Source organism: Robbsia betulipollinis (genome assembly GCF_026624755.1).
Taxonomy (GTDB): domain Bacteria; phylum Pseudomonadota; class Gammaproteobacteria; order Burkholderiales; family Burkholderiaceae; genus Robbsia; species Robbsia betulipollinis.
This window is the reverse complement of the sequence record NZ_JAPMXC010000001.1, coordinates 225,127-242,167: the sequence shown is the minus strand read 5'-3', so window position 1 is coordinate 242,167 and position 17,041 is coordinate 225,127. Positions and strand designations below refer to the sequence as shown.

15 protein-coding genes are annotated in these 17,041 nt (G+C 69.5%); 4 read left to right on the top strand and 11 right to left on the bottom strand.

Going from position 1 to position 17,041, the window contains the following annotated elements:
• Positions 1 to 77 precede the first annotated feature (77 nt).
• The 3 genes from cobD to OVY01_RS01090 are packed head-to-tail and all read right to left on the bottom strand — an operon-like array spanning position 78 to position 3,681.
• Positions 78 to 1,175 carry a threonine-phosphate decarboxylase CobD gene (gene cobD / locus OVY01_RS01100; RefSeq protein WP_267844989.1) on the bottom strand — a complete coding sequence of 366 codons (1,098 nt, stop codon included), beginning with the start codon at positions 1,173 to 1,175 and terminating at the stop codon, positions 78 to 80.
• A complete protein-coding gene (locus OVY01_RS01095; RefSeq protein ID WP_267844987.1) occupies positions 1,160 to 2,203 on the bottom strand; it encodes a CobD/CbiB family cobalamin biosynthesis protein in 1,044 nt (347 codons plus the stop codon). Before OVY01_RS01095 ends, cobD begins: the two co-directional genes overlap by 16 nt.
• On the bottom strand, positions 2,200 to 3,681 hold the full coding sequence (locus OVY01_RS01090) for a cobyric acid synthase (RefSeq protein WP_267847626.1): 1,482 nt from the start codon (positions 3,679 to 3,681) through the stop codon (positions 2,200 to 2,202). The genes OVY01_RS01095 and OVY01_RS01090 overlap by 4 nt, the downstream gene beginning before the upstream one ends.
• Before the next feature lie 424 nt (positions 3,682 to 4,105).
• Here OVY01_RS01090 and OVY01_RS01085 point away from each other — a divergent pair, with 424 nt between their 5' ends.
• From OVY01_RS01085 to OVY01_RS01070, 4 genes are all read left to right on the top strand, one after another.
• The gene (locus OVY01_RS01085) at positions 4,106 to 4,783 is read left to right on the top strand and encodes a methyl-accepting chemotaxis protein (protein ID WP_267844985.1); all 678 of its coding nucleotides are present in this window, start codon (positions 4,106 to 4,108) and stop codon (positions 4,781 to 4,783) included.
• A 67-nt stretch (positions 4,784 to 4,850) separates the two neighbouring features.
• Positions 4,851 to 5,423, top strand: coding sequence for a UbiX family flavin prenyltransferase (locus tag OVY01_RS01080; RefSeq protein ID WP_267844983.1), 573 nt, complete (start codon positions 4,851 to 4,853; stop codon positions 5,421 to 5,423).
• Between the two features lie 113 nt (positions 5,424 to 5,536).
• Positions 5,537 to 5,665: a hypothetical protein gene (locus tag OVY01_RS01075; protein WP_267844982.1), complete on the top strand. Its 129-nt coding sequence runs from the start codon at positions 5,537 to 5,539 to the stop codon at positions 5,663 to 5,665.
• 238 nt (positions 5,666 to 5,903) lie between these two features.
• Positions 5,904 to 6,830, top strand: a complete 927-nt coding sequence (locus OVY01_RS01070; protein WP_267844980.1) for an alpha/beta fold hydrolase — start codon at positions 5,904 to 5,906, stop codon at positions 6,828 to 6,830.
• Between the two features lie 27 nt (positions 6,831 to 6,857).
• On the opposite strand, the gene cuyB is transcribed toward OVY01_RS01070, so the two are convergent.
• The 8 genes from cuyB to OVY01_RS01030 all read right to left on the bottom strand — a co-directional run bounded on the left by cuyB (position 6,858) and on the right by OVY01_RS01030 (position 17,003).
• Positions 6,858 to 8,087 (bottom strand): cysteate racemase, encoded by a 1,230-nt coding sequence (gene cuyB / locus OVY01_RS01065; protein WP_267844978.1) that lies wholly within the window; start codon positions 8,085 to 8,087, stop codon positions 6,858 to 6,860.
• A 19-nt stretch (positions 8,088 to 8,106) separates the two neighbouring features.
• Positions 8,107 to 8,952 carry a M55 family metallopeptidase gene (locus OVY01_RS01060; protein WP_267844976.1) on the bottom strand — a complete coding sequence of 282 codons (846 nt, stop codon included), beginning with the start codon at positions 8,950 to 8,952 and terminating at the stop codon, positions 8,107 to 8,109.
• The gene (locus OVY01_RS01055) at positions 8,949 to 10,136 is read right to left on the bottom strand and encodes a P1 family peptidase (protein WP_267844975.1); all 1,188 of its coding nucleotides are present in this window, start codon (positions 10,134 to 10,136) and stop codon (positions 8,949 to 8,951) included. The genes OVY01_RS01060 and OVY01_RS01055 overlap by 4 nt, the downstream gene beginning before the upstream one ends.
• Positions 10,133 to 11,002, bottom strand: a complete 870-nt coding sequence (gene gsiD / locus OVY01_RS01050; RefSeq protein ID WP_267847625.1) for a glutathione ABC transporter permease GsiD — start codon at positions 11,000 to 11,002, stop codon at positions 10,133 to 10,135. The genes OVY01_RS01055 and gsiD overlap by 4 nt, the downstream gene beginning before the upstream one ends.
• A 160-nt stretch (positions 11,003 to 11,162) precedes the next feature.
• The gene (gene gsiC, locus OVY01_RS01045; protein WP_267844974.1) at positions 11,163 to 12,083 is read right to left on the bottom strand and encodes a glutathione ABC transporter permease GsiC; all 921 of its coding nucleotides are present in this window, start codon (positions 12,081 to 12,083) and stop codon (positions 11,163 to 11,165) included.
• A 94-nt stretch (positions 12,084 to 12,177) separates the two neighbouring features.
• Complete coding sequence (gene gsiB / locus OVY01_RS01040; protein WP_267844973.1) at positions 12,178 to 13,803, bottom strand: glutathione ABC transporter substrate-binding protein GsiB; 1,626 nt, start codon at positions 13,801 to 13,803, stop codon at positions 12,178 to 12,180.
• A 141-nt stretch (positions 13,804 to 13,944) separates the two neighbouring features.
• Positions 13,945 to 15,819 (bottom strand): dipeptide ABC transporter ATP-binding protein, encoded by a 1,875-nt coding sequence (locus tag OVY01_RS01035; RefSeq protein WP_267847624.1) that lies wholly within the window; start codon positions 15,817 to 15,819, stop codon positions 13,945 to 13,947.
• A gap of 263 nt (positions 15,820 to 16,082) precedes the next feature.
• Positions 16,083 to 17,003, bottom strand: coding sequence for an isoaspartyl peptidase/L-asparaginase family protein (locus tag OVY01_RS01030; RefSeq protein WP_432422212.1), 921 nt, complete (start codon positions 17,001 to 17,003; stop codon positions 16,083 to 16,085).
• Positions 17,004 to 17,041: the final 38 nt, after the last annotated feature.

Genomic DNA, 17,041 nt, shown 5'->3' with positions numbered 1-17,041 from the left:
GACCGCGATGCGGCTCCTCGATGACGATCCGGTCATTGTAGCGTCATTGACACCGGGCTTCGCTGGCGCGGGCTGGCTCAGGTTCGCGCCGCCGCGCGCAGCGCCGCGTCGAGGCGCGCCGCCGCGGCGCCGTCCGCGGGCAGGCCGAAGCGCAGGCTCGGCAGGCCGCCCGCACTCGTCGCGGGCGCGTCGAACAGACGCGTCCAGATGCCCTGTCCGGCCAGCCGGGCATGCCACCCGGCGGCGTCGGGGTGCGGCGCCCAGGCGAACAGCGGTGCGACGCGCGCCGCCAGCCCGTGCCGCGCCAGTTGTTGTCGGAGTGCCCTGCTGTCCACGCTGAGACGGGCGCGCGTCGCCGCATGCCACGCGGCGTCCTCCAGCGCCTGGCGCACCGCGTGCCGTGCCGGCCCCCCGACGCTCCATGCGCCCAGTTCGAGGCGCAGATGTTCGAGCAAGGCGCGCGGGCCCAGCGCGAAGCCGGCACGGATGCCCGCCAGCCCGAAGAATTTGCCGATCGAGCGCAGCACGAGGAGGCCGGGCGCGCCGCAGGCGGATGCCACGCTTGCTTCGGGCGTGGCGTCGATGAAGGCTTCGTCGACGATCAGCAGGCCGCCCCGCGCCGCCAGCGCCGTGCGCCAGTGCAGCAGCGTGGCGACCGGGATCCGGTGCGTCGTCGGGTTGTTGGGATTGACCACCACCAGGTAATCGATGTCCGGCGGCAGGGAGGCCGGATCCTCGCCATCGAGCGGGAAGGGCAACGGCGCGGCGGCGTCCGGAGGCGGCAATGGCGCGCTGCGGTAGTGAAAACGGCGCACCGCGTGGCCGGCCCGCGCGAAGGCGGGTGCGTACTCGCCATACGTCAGGTCTGCGATGGCGACGCGGCCGGGCGGCAGCAGGAACGGGAGCGTGCGGATCGCCGCCTGGCTACCGGCCAGCGGCAGGGCCGACTCCGCCGCGAAATGCCGGGCGGCGATTTCGGCGAGTCCGTCGTCGTCGTCGGGCAGCCGCTGCCAGACATCCGGGGGCGGCATCGTCACCGGATAGGGGCAGGGATTGATGCCGGTCGAGAGATCGAGCCAGCGTTCGCGGGGAATGCCGAAGCGCTGAGCCGCGCCGCGCAGGTCGCCGCCATGATGCACGGCCGCCGCCGGCGCGCCGGTCAGTGAGCGATGCACAGCGCGAGCACTCCGGCGATGGTGCTGATCGTCAGCCAGCTCCAGGTGGTCGCGCGCACCAGCCGCAGCGCGCGCGCGACGTCGCCCGCCGCCGGCGCCGCGCCGCACCCCAGCACGGGTCGTTCCTCGATGACGCCGTGATAGCGCGCCGCGCCGCCGAGCCGCACGCGCAGGCTGCCGGCACCGGCGGCCATCACCGGTCCGGCGTTGGGGCTGTCCCAGTTACGCGCCTGGGTCCGCCAGCAATGCCAGGCATCGGCGCGATGCCCCAGCAGCGCGTAGCTGGCGGCGGTGAGGCGCGCGGGGGCCCAGTTGGCGAGATCGTCGATTTTCGCGGCGGCCCAGCCGAAGTGCAGGAAGCGTTCGCTGCGGTAGCCCCACATCGCGTCGAGCGTGTTGACGAGCCGGAACGCCAGCGCGCCGGGGCCGCCGCCGAGCGCGAACCAGAAGAGCGCGGCGAAGACCGCATCGCTGCCGTTCTCCAGCGCCGATTCGACCGCCGCGCGCGCCACGGCGCCCGCATCGGCGTCCGACAGGTCCCGCGACACGACGCGCGCCGCCAGGTCGCGCGCGCCCGGCAGATCGCCGCGCGCCAGCGCCTGTCCGACCGGCGCGATATGCAGCTCGAGGCTCTTGCCGCCCAGCGCGAACCAGAGCATCGCGACCTGCGCGAGCCATTGCGCCCAGCCGGGCAGACAGGCCAGCAGCGCCCAGGCGAGCGCCACCGGGGGCAGGACCGCCAGCGTCCAGGCAAGACCGCCGAGCCGTCGCGCGGCGCGTGCCGACGCCGGGCGCGCGGGGGTCTCGCCCGGCGCGGACGGTCCGCGGGTGGGAGCGCGGGGATTGAGCCGCCGTTCGAGCGCGTTTGCCATGCGGCCGAAACCCACCAGGGGATGCGCCCGTTTCGGCTCGCCCAGCCATCGGTCCACCAGTACGCCCGCGAGCAGCGCGGCGGCGGTCGCGGCGATGCCGGCGCCGATGCCGATGCCGATGCCGATGCCGATGCCGAAGGGCAGGCCAACGCTCATGGCCTGGCCGACGCGGTCGGCGTCGCTCCCAGCGGCAGCCAGCGCGCCAGCAGGTCCAGATCGAGATGCGCCTCGACCGCGTCGGTCAGGCGTTCGAGATCCGTTGCGCGGCGTTGCGCGAGGTCGACCGCGCCGGTGGCCGCGGCGTGTCCTGGCGACGCCCACGCCAGGAGCGCGCGGCTCGCCTCGGGACGATCGAACAAGCCATGCAGATAGCTGGCGAAGATCTGGCCATCTTCGGACATCGCGCCGTCCAGACGACCATCGTCGAGTTGCACCGTGGCGCGCGCGAGTGCCGGCCCGGTGGTGACGCCCATATGGATCTCGTAGCCGCTGACGGCCGCCCGCGCGCCGAGCAGCAGCTGTCCCTGCACGACCCGGAGCTGCTTGTCGGGATGCAGGGTGGTCTCGAAGTCGAGCAGGCCAAGCCCGTCGCTGCTGCCCGCGAGGCCTTCCAGGCCCAGTGGATCGTGGATGCGCCGTCCGAGGATCTGCAACCCGCCGCAGATGCCGATCAATTTGCCGCCATAGCGCAGATGGCGCAGGATGGCACGGTCCCAGCCGTGCTGCCGAAGCCATTGCAGGTCCGCGCGCACGCTTTTGCTGCCGGGCAGCACGATCAGGTCGGCGGGCGGCACCGCGTGTCCGGCGCCGACGAAACGGAAATCGACATGCTCATTGAGGCGCAGCGCGTCCATATCGGTGGCGTTCGAGATGCGGCCGAACGCGGGGGCGATGATCCGCAGGGCGTCCGGCGTCGCGCTCCCGGCGGTCGACGGCAAGGCATCCTCGGCGTCGAGGAACAGGCCGTGCAGATAGGGCAGCACGCCGAGGACCGGTTTGCCGGTACGCGCTTCGAGCCAGCGCAAACCCGGTTCGAGCAAGGCCGGATCGCCGCGGAAACGGTTGATGACGAAGCCGACGATGCGGGCCTGTTCCGACGGCGCGAGCACGTCGACGGTACCCACCAGATGCGCGAACACGCCGCCGCGGTCGATATCCGCCACCAGAATCACCGGACAGTCCACCCGCTCGGCGAATCCCATGTTGGCGATATCGCCCTCGCGCAGGTTGATTTCCGCCGGGCTGCCCGCGCCCTCGACGAGGACGGCTTGATAGCCGGCACGCAGCCGGTCATACGATTCGAGCACCGCCAGCATCGCCTGCGGTTTGTAGCGGTGATAGCCGCGCGCGTCGAGATCGCGCACCGCCTTGCCGTGGATGATCACCTGCGAGGCGCGGTCCGAACTGGGTTTGAGCAGTACCGGATTGAGGTCGGTGTGCGCGGGGATGCCGCATGCATAGGCCTGCAATGCCTGCGCCCGGCCGATTTCGCCGCCGTCGATCGTCACCGCGCTGTTCAGCGCCATGTTCTGCGGTTTGAACGGGGCAACGCGGACGCCGCGCCGGGCCAGCAGGCGGCACAGCGCGGCGACCAGCGTGGTCTTGCCGGCATCGGACGTCGTGCCCTGGATCATCAGGGCGCGGGCGAGGGGCGGCAGCGTGGGATCGTTCGGCACGGCGCAGAGTCACAGATTCGCGAAAGGGAAAGAAGGTCGCGCCGCACGCGAGGGCGAGCGGCAGCGGAGCATCATGTTAGCAGACCTGCCGGGGGCCGCCGGGGGCAGACGAGCCGCCGACGGACAGGCGCAACCGTCGCGGCGAATGTAGGAATGGCGCGCGATGCGCTGTCCGATTATCGCGAAAAATTGCAAAATCCCCGCAAATTACGGAAATCGCGCGGTTGCAGCGCTCCACTTTTGCGCGTGCGTGCCGTTGTCCGGGAGTAGGAGAGGCAGCGTTCCGTCGGTGCCCGCGCCCGGCGCACGCGCTACGCGCGCCGGACCGCCGGACCGCCGGACCGCCGGAACGCCGCCCCCAGATCCCTTACGGATATTCCGCATGATGCTCATCGATTCGCTTCGCCTGTTCGCCCGCCTCCTGAGACGGCCCCTCGTGGCGCCGTCCATGGCGCCTTCGCAACGCCGGGACCTCGCTCCCGACGTTTCCCATGTTGCGGCCTGCCTCCCTGGGCGGCTGGGCGAGGTGGAGGCGCTCGAGCGGCGGGTCGCGGAATTGTCGAGCGCGCTGGCGACGGGCGCCCGGCGCGCCGGCGCGGCCGATCTCCTGGCGCGGCAGACGGCGGAGTTGAGCGTGAGCGGGGCGCGCGCCATCGACGCGACCGTGGCGACGATCGGCCGTGCCAAAGACGAGGTGAAATCCCTTGCCGAATTGTTGACGCTGATCGACGGCATCACGTCGCGCATGCAGTCGCTGGCGTCGCATGCCAAGGCCGAAGCGGCCTGGGCCGGCGGGCAGGACGCGGCCTTGGCCAGACTGGCGGACGATGCCGGTTGCCTTGCCCGGGACGGTGCGGGCACCGCTCAGGCGGCGCGGCGGCACATTACCGCTTCGGTCGAGCAGGTGGAGACCGGCATGGCGCATGCCGCCGAGGCTGCGATGACGTTCGGGGACGTGGTCCGCTCGCTCGAGCAAGTGCGCCACACCCTCGCGGGCACGGCCGATGTCCCGCTGACCGCGACCGGAATCGCGCCGCGCGCTGGCGGGACGATCCGGTAGTGGGTAATCTGTCGGGCGATGGCGCGTCTTTCTCGCACGCGCCGGCACCCGGATGACAGAAAACCCCATGAAACTCGTTGTCGGCATTACCGGCGCCACAGGCGCTCCCGTGGCGGTCAAGCTCGTCGAATTCCTGCGCGACGTCGGCGTGGAAATCCATCTGGTGGTTTCGCCCTGGGCGCGCACGACCCTCGGCGTGGAGAGCGGCGTCGGCATGGACGAACTGCAGGCGCTGGCCGACCACGTTCACGACCATCGCAATCTGGCCGCCTCGATTTCGAGCGGCTCCTTCCGGCATGACGGCATGGTGATCGTGCCGTGCAGCATGAAGACGCTCGCCGCGATCCGCATCGGCCTGGCGGACAATCTGATCACGCGCGGCGCCGACGTCACGCTCAAGGAACGCCGCAAGCTGGTGCTGGCGGTGCGCGAGGCGCCGCTGAATTCGATTCACCTCGAAAACATGCTGTACCTGTCGAATCTGGGTGCGGTGATCTTTCCGTTGACGCCGGCCTATTACCATCGGCCGCAGTCGGTCGAGGAGATCAACGAACAACTCGCCGCGCGTCTGCTCGATCAGTTCGGACTGGATCACCCGGCCAGCCGGCGCTGGCGCGACGACGGCGCGGCGGCCGAATGAAGCGGATGAGTGATGTTGACGGACAAACTGTAGGGGACAAGGACGCGCAAAAGGAACACACTGCGCAATGACGGAACAGCCGACTTCTCGGCTGCCGTGTCCGGAGCGAGACGATGGCCAAGGGTCAAGTGCGGAGCAACCGCGAAACGAAGAAACCGAAGCAGACCAAGAAGCTGACTGCGCCGACGACGGGTACCGGCATCGTGGTGAGCCCGAAGGCCGCCACCGGCAAGACCAAGTAGGGAACGCGCGTAATGGACGCATGTAGCGGACGCGTGTAACGGACGCGTGTAACGGACGCGTGTAACGGACGCGTCGGGCGGGCACCCGCAACGGGTGCGCGCCTCGTCCGGGCGACAGGCGTTCCTGCCGGCATGCCCGGCATGAAGGCGCGCTCGATGGCCGCAGCGCGTTCGCGCGGGCACGGGCATAATTGCGGACCGCCATTTTCGCCGCGTCGCCCGCGCGCCTCTCCCCAGCATGCACACCCCGTCTTTTCCGACCCACCCGCAAATCGCCGATCTGGATGGGGCCGGCCACATCGGTTTCGTCGAAGCCGGGGCGGGGCCGCAGCCTCCGCTGTTGCTGGTGCACGGTTCGCTCTGCGATTATCGCTACTGGCACCCGCAGATCGCGGCGCTCGCCGCACGTGGGCGCGTGGTCGTCGTCAGCCTGCCGTTCTATTTTCCGGTCGCGCGTCAGCCGGCCGCCACCCGGTTCAGCGTCGATGCCCATGCGGATGCCCTGCATGCACTGATCGTGGCGCGAGGCTGGACGGGTGCGACGCTGGTCGGGCATTCGCGCGGCGGCTCGGTGTGTTTTCAGTTCGCCAACCGGTATCCGGAGGCGCTCGGCGCGCTGGTGCTGGCGGATCCGGGCGGCCAGATCGTCGATCACCGGCTGGACGGCAGTGGCCTCGACGCGGCTGCCGGCGCGCCTTCCGCCGCCGGCGCAGTGTCACCGGACGGGCGCGGCGCGATGTACGACTCGGCGGATCCGCGCATGGTCGCCACGCGTCTGATCGAGCAGGGGCAGGTGGAGGCAGGGCTGGAACTGTTCGTCGACACCGTCAGCCGGCCGGGCTTCTGGCGGCGCAGCGGCGCGGCGTTCCAGGCAATGGCGCGCGACAACGCGCACACGTTGAGCGCGCAGATGCGGGATGCGTTGCCGACCTATACCCGGGACGCGGCGCAGCGCATCGCGGTGCCGACGCTCCTGCTCAACGGCGAGAAAAGTCCGGCGGTGTTCCTCAGCGCGGGAACCGCGCTCGAACGCTGGATTCCCGATGTGCGCCGCGTGACGATGAAAGGCGCGTCGCACGGCATGAACCTGTCGCACGCGGCGGAGTTCAATAGCCTGGTGCAGGGGTTTGTCGATCGCCTTCCGACGTCGACGACGCACGGTTGAGACGCGCCGCGTCCGGCGTGCCCGCGCCTAATCTTCCCGCAGGCGTGCCGCCTCGTTCGCCTCCCGCGCCAGCGCCACGCACCGCTCGGCCAGCACGCGGGTCGGGTCGACCAGCGCCACATGCGTGTCGCCGATCGGAAAATGCCTGTCGTGCTCCAGCAGCAGCGGCAATTCCGTGCAGCCCAGGATCAGCACCTCGGCGCCCGCGCGGGCGAGATGCGACGCCGCCGCCAGCAGGTTCACGACGCACTCGCCTTCGAGAAACCCCGCCTTGACGCCGCGCTCGCCGTAGATCGCCGCCATGACGCGGTCCTGATGCGGGGTGTCGGGCAGCAGCAGCGTCAGGCCGCGCCGCGCCGCGGCATCGCGATACACGCCGCTGGCGATCGTGCCGCTGGTGGCCAGCAAACCGACCTGCACCGCGCGCCCGGGCGCCCGGCCACCGAATTCCCCGACGATATGGTCGATGGTCTCGTCGAGCAGGCTGACGATCGGGACCGGCAGTCGCGCCTGCAGTACCGCGGCATAGGCATGCGCCGTGTTGCACGGAATCGCGATCAACCCTGCGCCGTTTTCCACCAGCGACAGACAAGCCGCGTACAGGGCCACGGCCGGATCCGCGGGACTGCGGCCGAGCAGATGCGCGGTGCGGTCGGGAATATGCGGATTCTGTTCGAGGACCACCCGGAGATGATCCTGGTCGCGCGCGGCGGGCGTCGCCGTCACCAGCTTGTCGAGGAAATCGACGGTGGCGGCGGGGCCGACGCCGCCCGCCACGCCGATCTTGAACGGTCGCGGCGCGGCCGTGAGCGGCAGGGTCAGGCGCTGCGCCGTGTCGTGATCGTCGCGCTTCCGGGCGCGCACCGGCAGCGGCAATTCGGCCGCCAGCGACGCGACGAGGGTATCCGACGTTCCCGCCGGCAGCAGGATGACGGCAGCGCCGCGCGTGGCGAGACGACGCGCGGCATCGAACAGTGCCAGCGCGGCCGCGCTGTCTCGAAGCGCGGCCGCGACAGTCGACGGGGTGGCGTTGGCATCTTCCACCGTGCCGCCGGCATCCGCTTCGTGGGTTCGCTGCACATGCGGCGCGACGTTCGCCGTTTCGTACAGGACCTCGACTCGCGCAGGGAAGAGCGCGATCTCGATCGCGTCCGCCAGCGAGGCATCCCGCGTCGAAGGCGCCGCGAGCACGACACCCATGGCATGGGGCCGGGGCGTACCCGGTGCGTCACGGTCCTGTTTTTCAAGCGTCTGCATCGTTTCCTCGCCGATTCGGCTAGCGCAGCATGGCGGACATTGCCGACAGGCAGTTGAGCATGCGTACCGCGTCCTCGACGCACGCGGCGTCGAAGTGCAACGTCACGCCGTCCTCGCGCACCAGCGTCGGCCACTGACAGAACAGGTCGGCAAGCGCGGGCGTCTGGACCTGCAGGCGGCAACGTCGCGCCGTGCGGCCTGCGCCCGGCGTGGACGCCGCCGTCCGCGCCTCGCCGCGCCGGGCCGCCAGCGCCGCGGTGGCGAGACCCGCGGCCTCGCGGATCGCGCGGCAGGCGGCGTCCGGCGTCAGCGACGTGCCGCTGTGGCAGCCGGCGGCGACCTTCGTGCGTACGTGCCGCGCGAGCGCGAAGCGTTCCCGGGTTTCCGCTTCCAGCACATCGTCGCCGGTGAGCAGCACGACCTGCGCGCCGTATTCCTCGGCGAGCGCGCCATACAGCCCGGCCTCGCCGACTTCGTCGTGGTCGAGCCAGACGCGCGCGAAGGCGAAACTGTTGATCGTGTGCGCCAGTACGCCGCGACTCTGCGCACGGCCATGATAGCCGAGCATGAATACGCCGTCGCACGGGGCATCGATACCGGCCATCATGCCGAGGTAACGGGGCTTGCCGAGGATGATCTGCGCCCGCGCATCCAGCAGATCCGGCAGCAGGTTGCGAAAGCCGCCGTGCGAATCGTTGACCACGACCTGCGTCGCGCCGCCGTCGAACGCGCCCTCGATGGCGGCGTTCGCTTCGGCCGTCATCCAGCGGCGCGCGCGCTCGTATTCGGGGTTGCCCTGGCGTGTCTGCTCGGGATGGAAAACGCCGGCGACGCCTTCGATATCGGCGGAAATAAGAAGGTTCATAGGAGTTCGCGCCAGTCCGGCGCCAGTTCGGTAAGGGCCTGACGGCGGTGTCCGTCGCGGCCTGTCACGCTCCGCGCGGACCAGAGCGCGTGGACGATGGCCTGCTCGACGGCTTCGGCCGTCGCGATGAAAAAGGGATCGAGCGCCGCCGGATGGATCAGCGCCGGCAGCGCATGGCGCGTCGGTGGCGCGTGCGACACCGTGTAGGCCGTCGAAAAGGCGAGTGCGATGTCGCCGCTGCCGTGTCCGTAGACCGAGCCGGTGCGCGCCAGTCCCGCGGCGGCGCGAGCGGCGATGCGCCGCAACTGGCGGTTATCGAGCGGTGCATCGGTGGCGATCACCATGATGATCGAGCCTTTTTCCGCTGGATCCGATGCCGATGTCGATGTCGACGATGCCGGTGTCGACGCCGCCGTCACGGGCGCCGCCGCGGCGAGACGCGCCGCGAGTTGCCGGCCCAACGGCGCGCCGCCCACCGTCAGCATCGGCAACCGGCCGAAGTTGGCCAGCACGAAGGCGCCGACGACGAAGCGCTCGCCGTCGATCGCGACCTGGCGCGACGCGGAGCCGATACCGCCCTTCAGATCGAAGCACGACATGCCGCGTCCCGCGCCGACGCTGCCCTGTGCGAACGTGGGTGCGGCGGCGTCGTGCGCGAGCCGGTAGTCCGCGCCGCGCACTGCCATCGCCTGCAGGTCGTTCAGGTAGCCGTCGTTGCATTCGAACACGAGCGGGTTCACCGTCGGCCACGATCGACCGATTTCCGGATTGCGCTCGCAGGCATGGCGGGTCTGCGCCTCGGCCAGCGCGCCGATGGCGAATGTATTCGTCAGCGCGATCGGTGTTTCGATCAGGCCGAGTTCGTCGAGTTGCAGCAGGCCGAGGCTCTTGCCGAAGCCGTTGATGACGGCGGCGGCGGCCGGTACCTTGGCGCGGAACGGGTCGCCAGGGTGCGGCCGGATCACGGTGACGCCGGTCTGGATGCCGCCGGCGTCGCGCGTATGGTGACCGACGGTGACGCCGGCCACATCGGCGATGGTCCCGAGCGGCCCGGCGGGCAGCGTACCGATGCGCGGCGCGTCGAATGTCCGCGATCCATGACCTGCCGCCGTTTCTGCTTGCGACGTCCGTTCCGCTCCCGGCGCCCCGCGCACCCCCATCGCGTCGGCCATGGGCGCCGTCATTTCTTCGCGAGCTTCGGGTCGAGCGCGTCGCGCAGGCCGTCGCCCAGCAGGTTGAACGCCAGCACCGTCAGAAAGATCGCGAGGCTGGGAAAGAGGGCCGTGTGCGGCGCGGTCATCATGTCGGCGCGCGCGTCGTTGAGCATCGCGCCCCACTCGGGCGTCGGCGGTTGCGCGCCCAGCCCGAGAAAGGACAGGCTCGCCGCCGTGATGATCGAGGTGCCGATGCGCATCGTGAAATACACGACGATCGACGACACCGTGCCCGGCAGGATGTGCCGGAAAATGATCTGCGCATCGGACGCGCCGATGCTGCGCGCCGCTTCCACGTAGGTCAGGTGCTTGAGCGTCAGGGTGTTGCCGCGCACCAGCCGCGCGAAGGCGGGCACGCTGAACACGGCGACCGCGCAGATCACGTTGACCATGCCGTTGCCGAGGATCGCCACCACGGCGATCGCGAGCAGGATGCCCGGGAACGCGAACAGCACGTCGGCCACGCGCATCGTGATGCGGTCCCACCAGCCTTCGTAATAGCCGGCCAGCAGACCGGCCACGGTGCCGATCACCGCGCCGATCGTCACCGACAGGATGCCGGCCGCGAGCGACAGGCGCGAGCCCACCAGCAGGCGGCTGAACACATCGCGCCCGAGCGAATCGACGCCGAACCAGTGGTGCGCCGACGGCGCGGCGTTGAGCGCGTCGTAATCGAAATAGTTTTCCGCGTCATACGGCGCGAGATAGGGCGCGAGCACCGCGACGATCACCAGGAGGACGATGAACACGCCGGCGAGGAGAGCGATCGGCTGCTGGCGGAAACGCCGCCAGAATTCCGCGCCCGGCGTGCGCACCACCATCGCCGCGGCCGACATGCCCGGGCCCTGCGCGGCGGCGGGCGCGTCGATGCGCGTCTGCACGTCGGCGGGGGACAGCGCCGCGGCGCGCGCGATCTCTCCGGCTTCGGTGCGGACCGGATTCAGATCGTGATCGACGGGCGTGCCCGGGTCATTCGTGGAAGGATTCATCTGCGTCTCACTTGAAACGAATGGTCGGATTGATGACCGCGTAGAGCACGTCGACAACCAGATTGATAAAGAGAAACTCGACCGAGAACAGCAGGACTTCGGCCTGCAGGATCGGGTAGTCGCGCATCGCCACCGCGTCGACCAGCAGGCGGCCGAGGCCCGGCCAGTTGAAAACCGTCTCGACGACGATCGAGCCGCCGAGCAGGAAGCCGAACTGCAACCCCATCATGGTCACCACCGGCACCAGCGCGTTGCGCAGGCAATGCTTGGCGACCACGCGCCATTCGCTCAGGCCCTTGGCGCGCGCCGTGCGCACATAGTCCTCGTGAAAGACGTCGACGAAGGCGCTGCGGGTGAAGCGCGCGAGCACCGCCGCCACCGCCGCGCCGAGGGTGATCGACGGCAGCACGTAGCTGCGCCAGCTGCCGTCGCCGATCACCGGAAACCAGCCGAGCTTCACCGAGAACAGCTGCATCAGCAGCATGCCGAGCGCGAACGCCGGAAACGAGATGCCGGACACCGCCAGCGTCATGCCGAGCCGGTCCGGCCAGCGGTTGCGCCACACCGCCGAGATCACGCCGATGACCATGCCGAAGACCACCGCCCATGCGAGGCTTGCGAGCGTGAGCAGCAGCGTCGGCATGAAGCGGTCGCCGATCTCCTGGCTGACCGGGCGCTTGGTGCGCGTGGACGTGCCGAAATCGCCGGTCAGCGCGTGCGAGACGAAGTGCGCGAACTGGCGGGGCAGCGGCTGGTCGAGACCGAGGTCGTGGCGCACCAGCGCGACCGTGGCCGCGTCGGCGTCGGGACCCGCCGCGAGCCGCGCGGGGTCGCCCGGAAGCAGATGGACGAAGAGGAACACCAGCACCCCGACGAGCACCAGGGTGAAGAGCAGACCGACGAGCCGTTTGGCGACAAAGTTCAACATCTGGAGAAAGTCATCCGGGGGTGCGTGGCGCGTGAAGCAAAGACGTGAAGCAGCGGCATGCGGCGGAGCCCGCGAGCGGGCCCCGCGCCGGCCTTTACTGTTTCAGCGCGATGTCGTTGAAATAGAAGGAGCCGTCGGGCATCACGTAGGCGCCGGTCAGACGCTTCGAGCGCGCGTAGACGACCTTCTCGGTGACCAGGAAGATCCAGGGCGCGTCGTTCCAGATGCGCTTTTGCGCGTCGGCGTAGAACGCGCCTTTCTTGGTCGGGTCGGTGGTCTTCAGCGCGTCGGTGAGGTCGGTGTCGACCGCGTCGTTCTTGTAGTACGCGGTGTTCATCAACTTCGGCGGAAAGGAGATCGACGCAAACAGCGGCGTGAGGCCCCAGTTCGCCTCGCCGGTCGACGAAGACCAGCCCGAGTAATACATGCGTACCGGCGCGGTGTCGGGGTTCTGCGCGCTCTCGACGCGTTCGACGCGCTGGCCGGCTTCCAAGGTTTGCACTTGAACCTTGACGCCGACCTGTGCCAGCTGCTGCTGTACGAACTGAATGGCCTTGACGGCTGTGGTGTAGGTATAGGCGGACCAGAGCGTGGCTTCGAAGCCGTTCGGATATCCCGCTTCCTTCAACAACGCGCGCGCCTTTGCCGGGTCATAGGGCCAGGGCCCCTGCTTGGTCGCGTTTTCCAGGCCTTCCGGCATGACGCCGACTGCCGGGGTAGCGTATCCGGAGAAGGCCACCTTCACCAGCGCATCCTTGTTGACCGCGTAGTTCAGCGCCTCGCGTACCTTCAGGTTGTCGAACGGTTTCTGATGCGTGTTGAGGCTGACATACCGGGCGATGATCGATGGCGCGGCGATGACGTCGACTTTCTGATTGGCCTTGAGGGCCGAAGCCTGCTCATACGGAATTTGATACGCGAAGTCCGCTTCGCCCGTCTGCATCAGCGCGGCGCGCGTGTTGTTGTCGATCACCGGCTTCCAGATGATGCCGTCGACCTTCGGATAGCCGGTGTGCCAGTAACCTGCGAACTTCTTCACGCTCAGGTCGTCGGACTGCTTCCACGACACCAGCTCGAACGGGCCCGTGCCCACCGGGTGGAAGGCGATGTCCTTGCCCCATTTCTTCAGCGCGGTCGGCGAGATGATCACGGCCGACGGGTGCGCGAGCGTGTTGATGAATGCCGAGAACGGATACTTCAACGTGAAGCGCACGGTGCTCGAATCGAGCACGTCGGTTTTCGCGATCACGCTGAAGAGGTTGTAGCGCTTGAGTTTGTTCGCCGGGTCGGTCACGCGGTCGAAGTTCGCCTTGACCGCGGCGGCGTCGAAATTCGTGCCGTCCTGGAACTTGACGTTCGGGCGCAGCTTGACGATGTAGGTGAGGCCGTCCGGACTCGATTCGTAGCCGGTGGCGAGCACGTCGTGCACCTTCATGTTCTGGTCGAAGCCGAACAGTCCTTCGTAGAAGGACTTCGCCACCGCGAGCGACAGCGTGTCGTTCGCATCGTAGGGGTCCATCGTCGTGAAGGTCGAAAACACGGCCATGACGGGTTCGTTGCCGGCTGCGAGCGCGCCATGCGTCACGCTCAGCGCCACGGCGGTCAGGATGCCGGCGGCGAGCGCCTTCAGCGCGAACGGCTGGCCGGCGCGCGCGGCGCGGCCGGCGGCGGGAGCGGATGAGCGGGCAGGAACAAGCAAGTGCGCAAGCGGATTCAACATGGTGCGATTCCCTGTGACATATGAAGTAGGTGATTCGGGACGGCGATTCGTTACGGCAATATCGATACTTCGGTTTCTGTACTGCGATTCGACGCTGTCATTCAGCATTGCGGTCCGAGGCAACGGTCCGAGGGCGCAATCTCAATAAGCGCCGCCGACCGCGTGGCGTGCGACGTAGTGCCCCGGCGCGACCTCGACCAGCGGCGCGACCTGGGGCGCGTCGCCGACATCCCGGATCGCGCTGGGAATCTCGTCGGCGGACAGCAGGCGCGGCGCGTGGCGGCGCGCCGGATCGGCGACCGGCACCGCGCTCATCAGCTTGCGGGTGTACGCGTGCTGCGGCGCTTCGAACACCGCGCGGCGCGGCCCGATCTCGACGATCTGTCCCAGGTACATGACGGCGACCCGATGGCTGATGCGCTCGACCACCGCCATATCGTGCGAGATGAAGAGGTAGGCCAGTCCCAGCTCGGCCTGCAGGTCGAGCATCAGGTTGACGATCTGCGCCTGCACAGAGACGTCGAGCGCGGACACGGATTCGTCGGCGATCACGACCTGCGGGTTGAGCGCGAGCGCGCGCGCGATCGCGATGCGCTGACGCTGGCCGCCGGAGAACTCGTGCGGATAGCGCCGCGCCGCGCTGGCCTGCAGGTCGACCCGTTCGAGCAGCCAGGCGACGCGTTTCTCGGCTTCGGCGCGGCTTGCGGCGCGGTGCACCAGCAACGGCTCCATGATCGAAAAACCGACCGTCTGGCGCGGGTTCAACGAGGCGAACGGATCCTGGAAGATGAACTGGATATGGCGGCGCAGCGCCTGCAGGGCGGGGCCGCGCAACGCCGAGATGTCCTGGCCCATGAAACGGATGCTGCCGCTCTGGCTGTCGACCAGACGCAGCAGCGAGCGCCCGGTGGTCGACTTGCCGCAGCCGGATTCGCCCACCAGGGCCAGCGTTTCGCCGGGATAGAGATCGAAGCTGACGTGCTCGACCGCGTGGACCTGGCGCGTGATGCGGCCGAAGAAGCCGGTCTTGACGGGAAAGCGCGTGACCAGGTCCCGGACCTCCAGCACCGGCGGCTTGCCGGCGTCGGCGGGCTGCGCGCGCGGTGCTGCATGCACGACGGGTGCGACGGGCGTGGCCGATGCTGCCGAAGCGGCGGATCCCATCGTCTCGCTCATGCGCAGCAGGTCGAAGCGTGCGGGCAGATCGGTGCCGTGCATCGCGCCCAGCTTCGGCACGGCGGCCAGCAGCGCCCGCGTGTACGGATGGGCGGGCGCGGCGAAGACCTGCGGCGCGAGGCCTTCCTCGACCTTCTCGCCCTTGTACATCACCAACACCCGGTCCGCCACTTCGGCGACCACGCCCATGTCGTGCGTGATGAAGATCACGCCCATCTGCATTTCGTCCTGCAGCGTGCGGATCAATTGGAGGATCTGCGCCTGCACGGTGACGTCGAGCGCGGTGGTGGGCTCGTCGGCGATCAACAGCGTCGGCTTGCACGACAAGGCCATGGCGATCATCACCCGCTGGCGCATGCCGCCCGAGAGCTGATGCGGATAGCGGGCGAAGACGTTGGCGGCCTCGGCGATGCGCACGCGTTCGAGCAGGCGCAGCACTTCGGTCTTCGCCTCGGCGGCGCTCTTGCCCTGGTGCAGCATGATCGCCTCGGCGATCTGGTCGCCGACCGTGAACACCGGGTTCAGCGAAGTCATCGGTTCCTGGAAGATCATCGAGACGTCGGCGCCGCGTACGCCGCGCAGCGCCGACGCGCTCGCGCTCGCCAGATCGAGCACCGCGCCGTCGTGGCGGCGCAGCCGCATGCTGCCGCCGTCGATGCGGCCGCCGCCGTGCTCGACGAGGCGCATCAGCGCGAGCGAGGTCACCGATTTTCCCGATCCGGATTCGCCCACGATCGCCAGCGTTTCACCGCGCGCCACCGTGAAGGACAGGTCGCGCACCGCGCGCACGGGGCCGCCCTCGGCGCGAAACGTCACGCTCAGTCCGTCGACCGCCAGCACGCGCGAGGCGGGGAAATCCGCGCGCGCGCGGTCGCCGGCGGCCGCGGCGGCCTGTCCGGAAACCGGCGGCGGGGTCTGCCGGAGACCGGCAACGCCCGCTGCAGGGGTGGCGTGGGCGGCGGCGTCGCGGCGGGGGGAGCGGTCTGGGGTCTGCACCGGGTGAAATCTCTCTTGCTGGACGATGGAATGGGGGCGGATCGGAGCGAAGGCGCGCGGCGGGACGTTCGGCGTCGGGGTCCGTTCAGGGTGGGGTCAGAGCCGATTCAGGGTTCGTCGCGGTAGATCGCGACGACGGGGCGTTCGCCCACCCGCGCATGGCCCCGGTACATGCCTTCGGTATTGAACGGCATCGCGATCCGGCCCCGTGCATCGACGGCGATCAACCCGCCGCGTCCGCCGATGGCCGCCAGCTTGCCGTCGATGACGTCGCGCGCGGCGGCGTCGAGCGGCGCGCCGGTATGTTCGATGCGGGCGGCGAGCGCATGTCCGGCGACGATGCGGATGAAATGCTCGCCGCTGCCGGTCGCCGATACCGCGCAGGTCGCGTCGTCGGCGTAGCATCCCGCGCCGATCAGCGGCGAGTCGCCGATGCGGCCCACGCGCTTGTTGGTCATGCCACCCGTGGAGGTGGCCGCGGCGACATGTCCCTGGGCATCGCAGGCGACCGCGCCAACCGTGCCGAACTTGCGGTCGGGATCGATCGGGGCGGCGGCAGGCACGGCGGCAAGCTTTTCGGCATCGTGGTCGAGCAGCATGCCGGCACTCGCCGCGCGGGCTGCCTGCCACTGCGTACGCCGCGCATCGGTGCCGAAGAAAGCGTTCGGCACGGTCTCGCAGCCCTGCGCCTCGGCGAAGCGTTCGGCGCCCGCGCCCGCGAGCAGGACATGCTCGCCCTGGCGCAGCACCGCGCGCGCGCACAGCACGGGGTTGCGCAGCCGCGTGACGCCCGCCACGGCGCCGGCGGCAAGCGACGCGCCGTCCATGATCGCGGCGTCGAGTTCGTGCGTACCGTCTTCGTTGAACACCGCGCCATGCCCCGCATTGAACAACGGACACTCTTCGAGCAGGCGCACCGCTTCGGTCACCGCGTCGAGCGCGCTGCCGCCGGCGGCGAGAATCGCCTGGCCCGCTTCGAGCACGCTTCGCAGTGCCGCGCGGTACGCGATTTCCGCCGTCGCCGACATCGCGGCGCGCACCAGCGTGCCGGCGCCACCGTGAATGA

Bases quoted from the DNA above. Each gene is read 5' to 3' on its own strand.
- OVY01_RS01085 (WP_267844985.1), top strand. From the start codon at position 4,106: ATGATGCTCATCGATTCGCTTCGCCTGTTCGCCCGCCTCCTGAGACGG.
- gsiC (WP_267844974.1), bottom strand. From the start codon at position 12,083: ATGTTGAACTTTGTCGCCAAACGGCTCGTCGGTCTGCTCTTCACCCTG.
- gsiD (WP_267847625.1), bottom strand. From the start codon at position 11,002: ATGTCGGCCGCGGCGATGGTGGTGCGCACGCCGGGCGCGGAATTCTGG.
- OVY01_RS01075 (WP_267844982.1), top strand. From the start codon at position 5,537: ATGGCCAAGGGTCAAGTGCGGAGCAACCGCGAAACGAAGAAACCGAAG.
- OVY01_RS01030 (WP_432422212.1), bottom strand. From the start codon at position 17,003: ATGTCGGCGACGGCGGAAATCGCGTACCGCGCGGCACTGCGAAGCGTG.
- OVY01_RS01070 (WP_267844980.1), top strand. From the start codon at position 5,904: ATGCACACCCCGTCTTTTCCGACCCACCCGCAAATCGCCGATCTGGAT.
- cuyB (WP_267844978.1), bottom strand. From the start codon at position 8,087: ATGCAGACGCTTGAAAAACAGGACCGTGACGCACCGGGTACGCCCCGG.
- gsiB (WP_267844973.1), bottom strand. From the start codon at position 13,803: ATGTTGAATCCGCTTGCGCACTTGCTTGTTCCTGCCCGCTCATCCGCT.
- OVY01_RS01055 (WP_267844975.1), bottom strand. From the start codon at position 10,136: ATGACGGCGCCCATGGCCGACGCGATGGGGGTGCGCGGGGCGCCGGGA.
- OVY01_RS01080 (WP_267844983.1), top strand. From the start codon at position 4,851: ATGAAACTCGTTGTCGGCATTACCGGCGCCACAGGCGCTCCCGTGGCG.
- OVY01_RS01090 (WP_267847626.1), bottom strand. From the start codon at position 3,681: ATGATCCAGGGCACGACGTCCGATGCCGGCAAGACCACGCTGGTCGCC.
- OVY01_RS01095 (WP_267844987.1), bottom strand. From the start codon at position 2,203: ATGAGCGTTGGCCTGCCCTTCGGCATCGGCATCGGCATCGGCATCGGC.
- OVY01_RS01060 (WP_267844976.1), bottom strand. From the start codon at position 8,952: ATGAACCTTCTTATTTCCGCCGATATCGAAGGCGTCGCCGGCGTTTTC.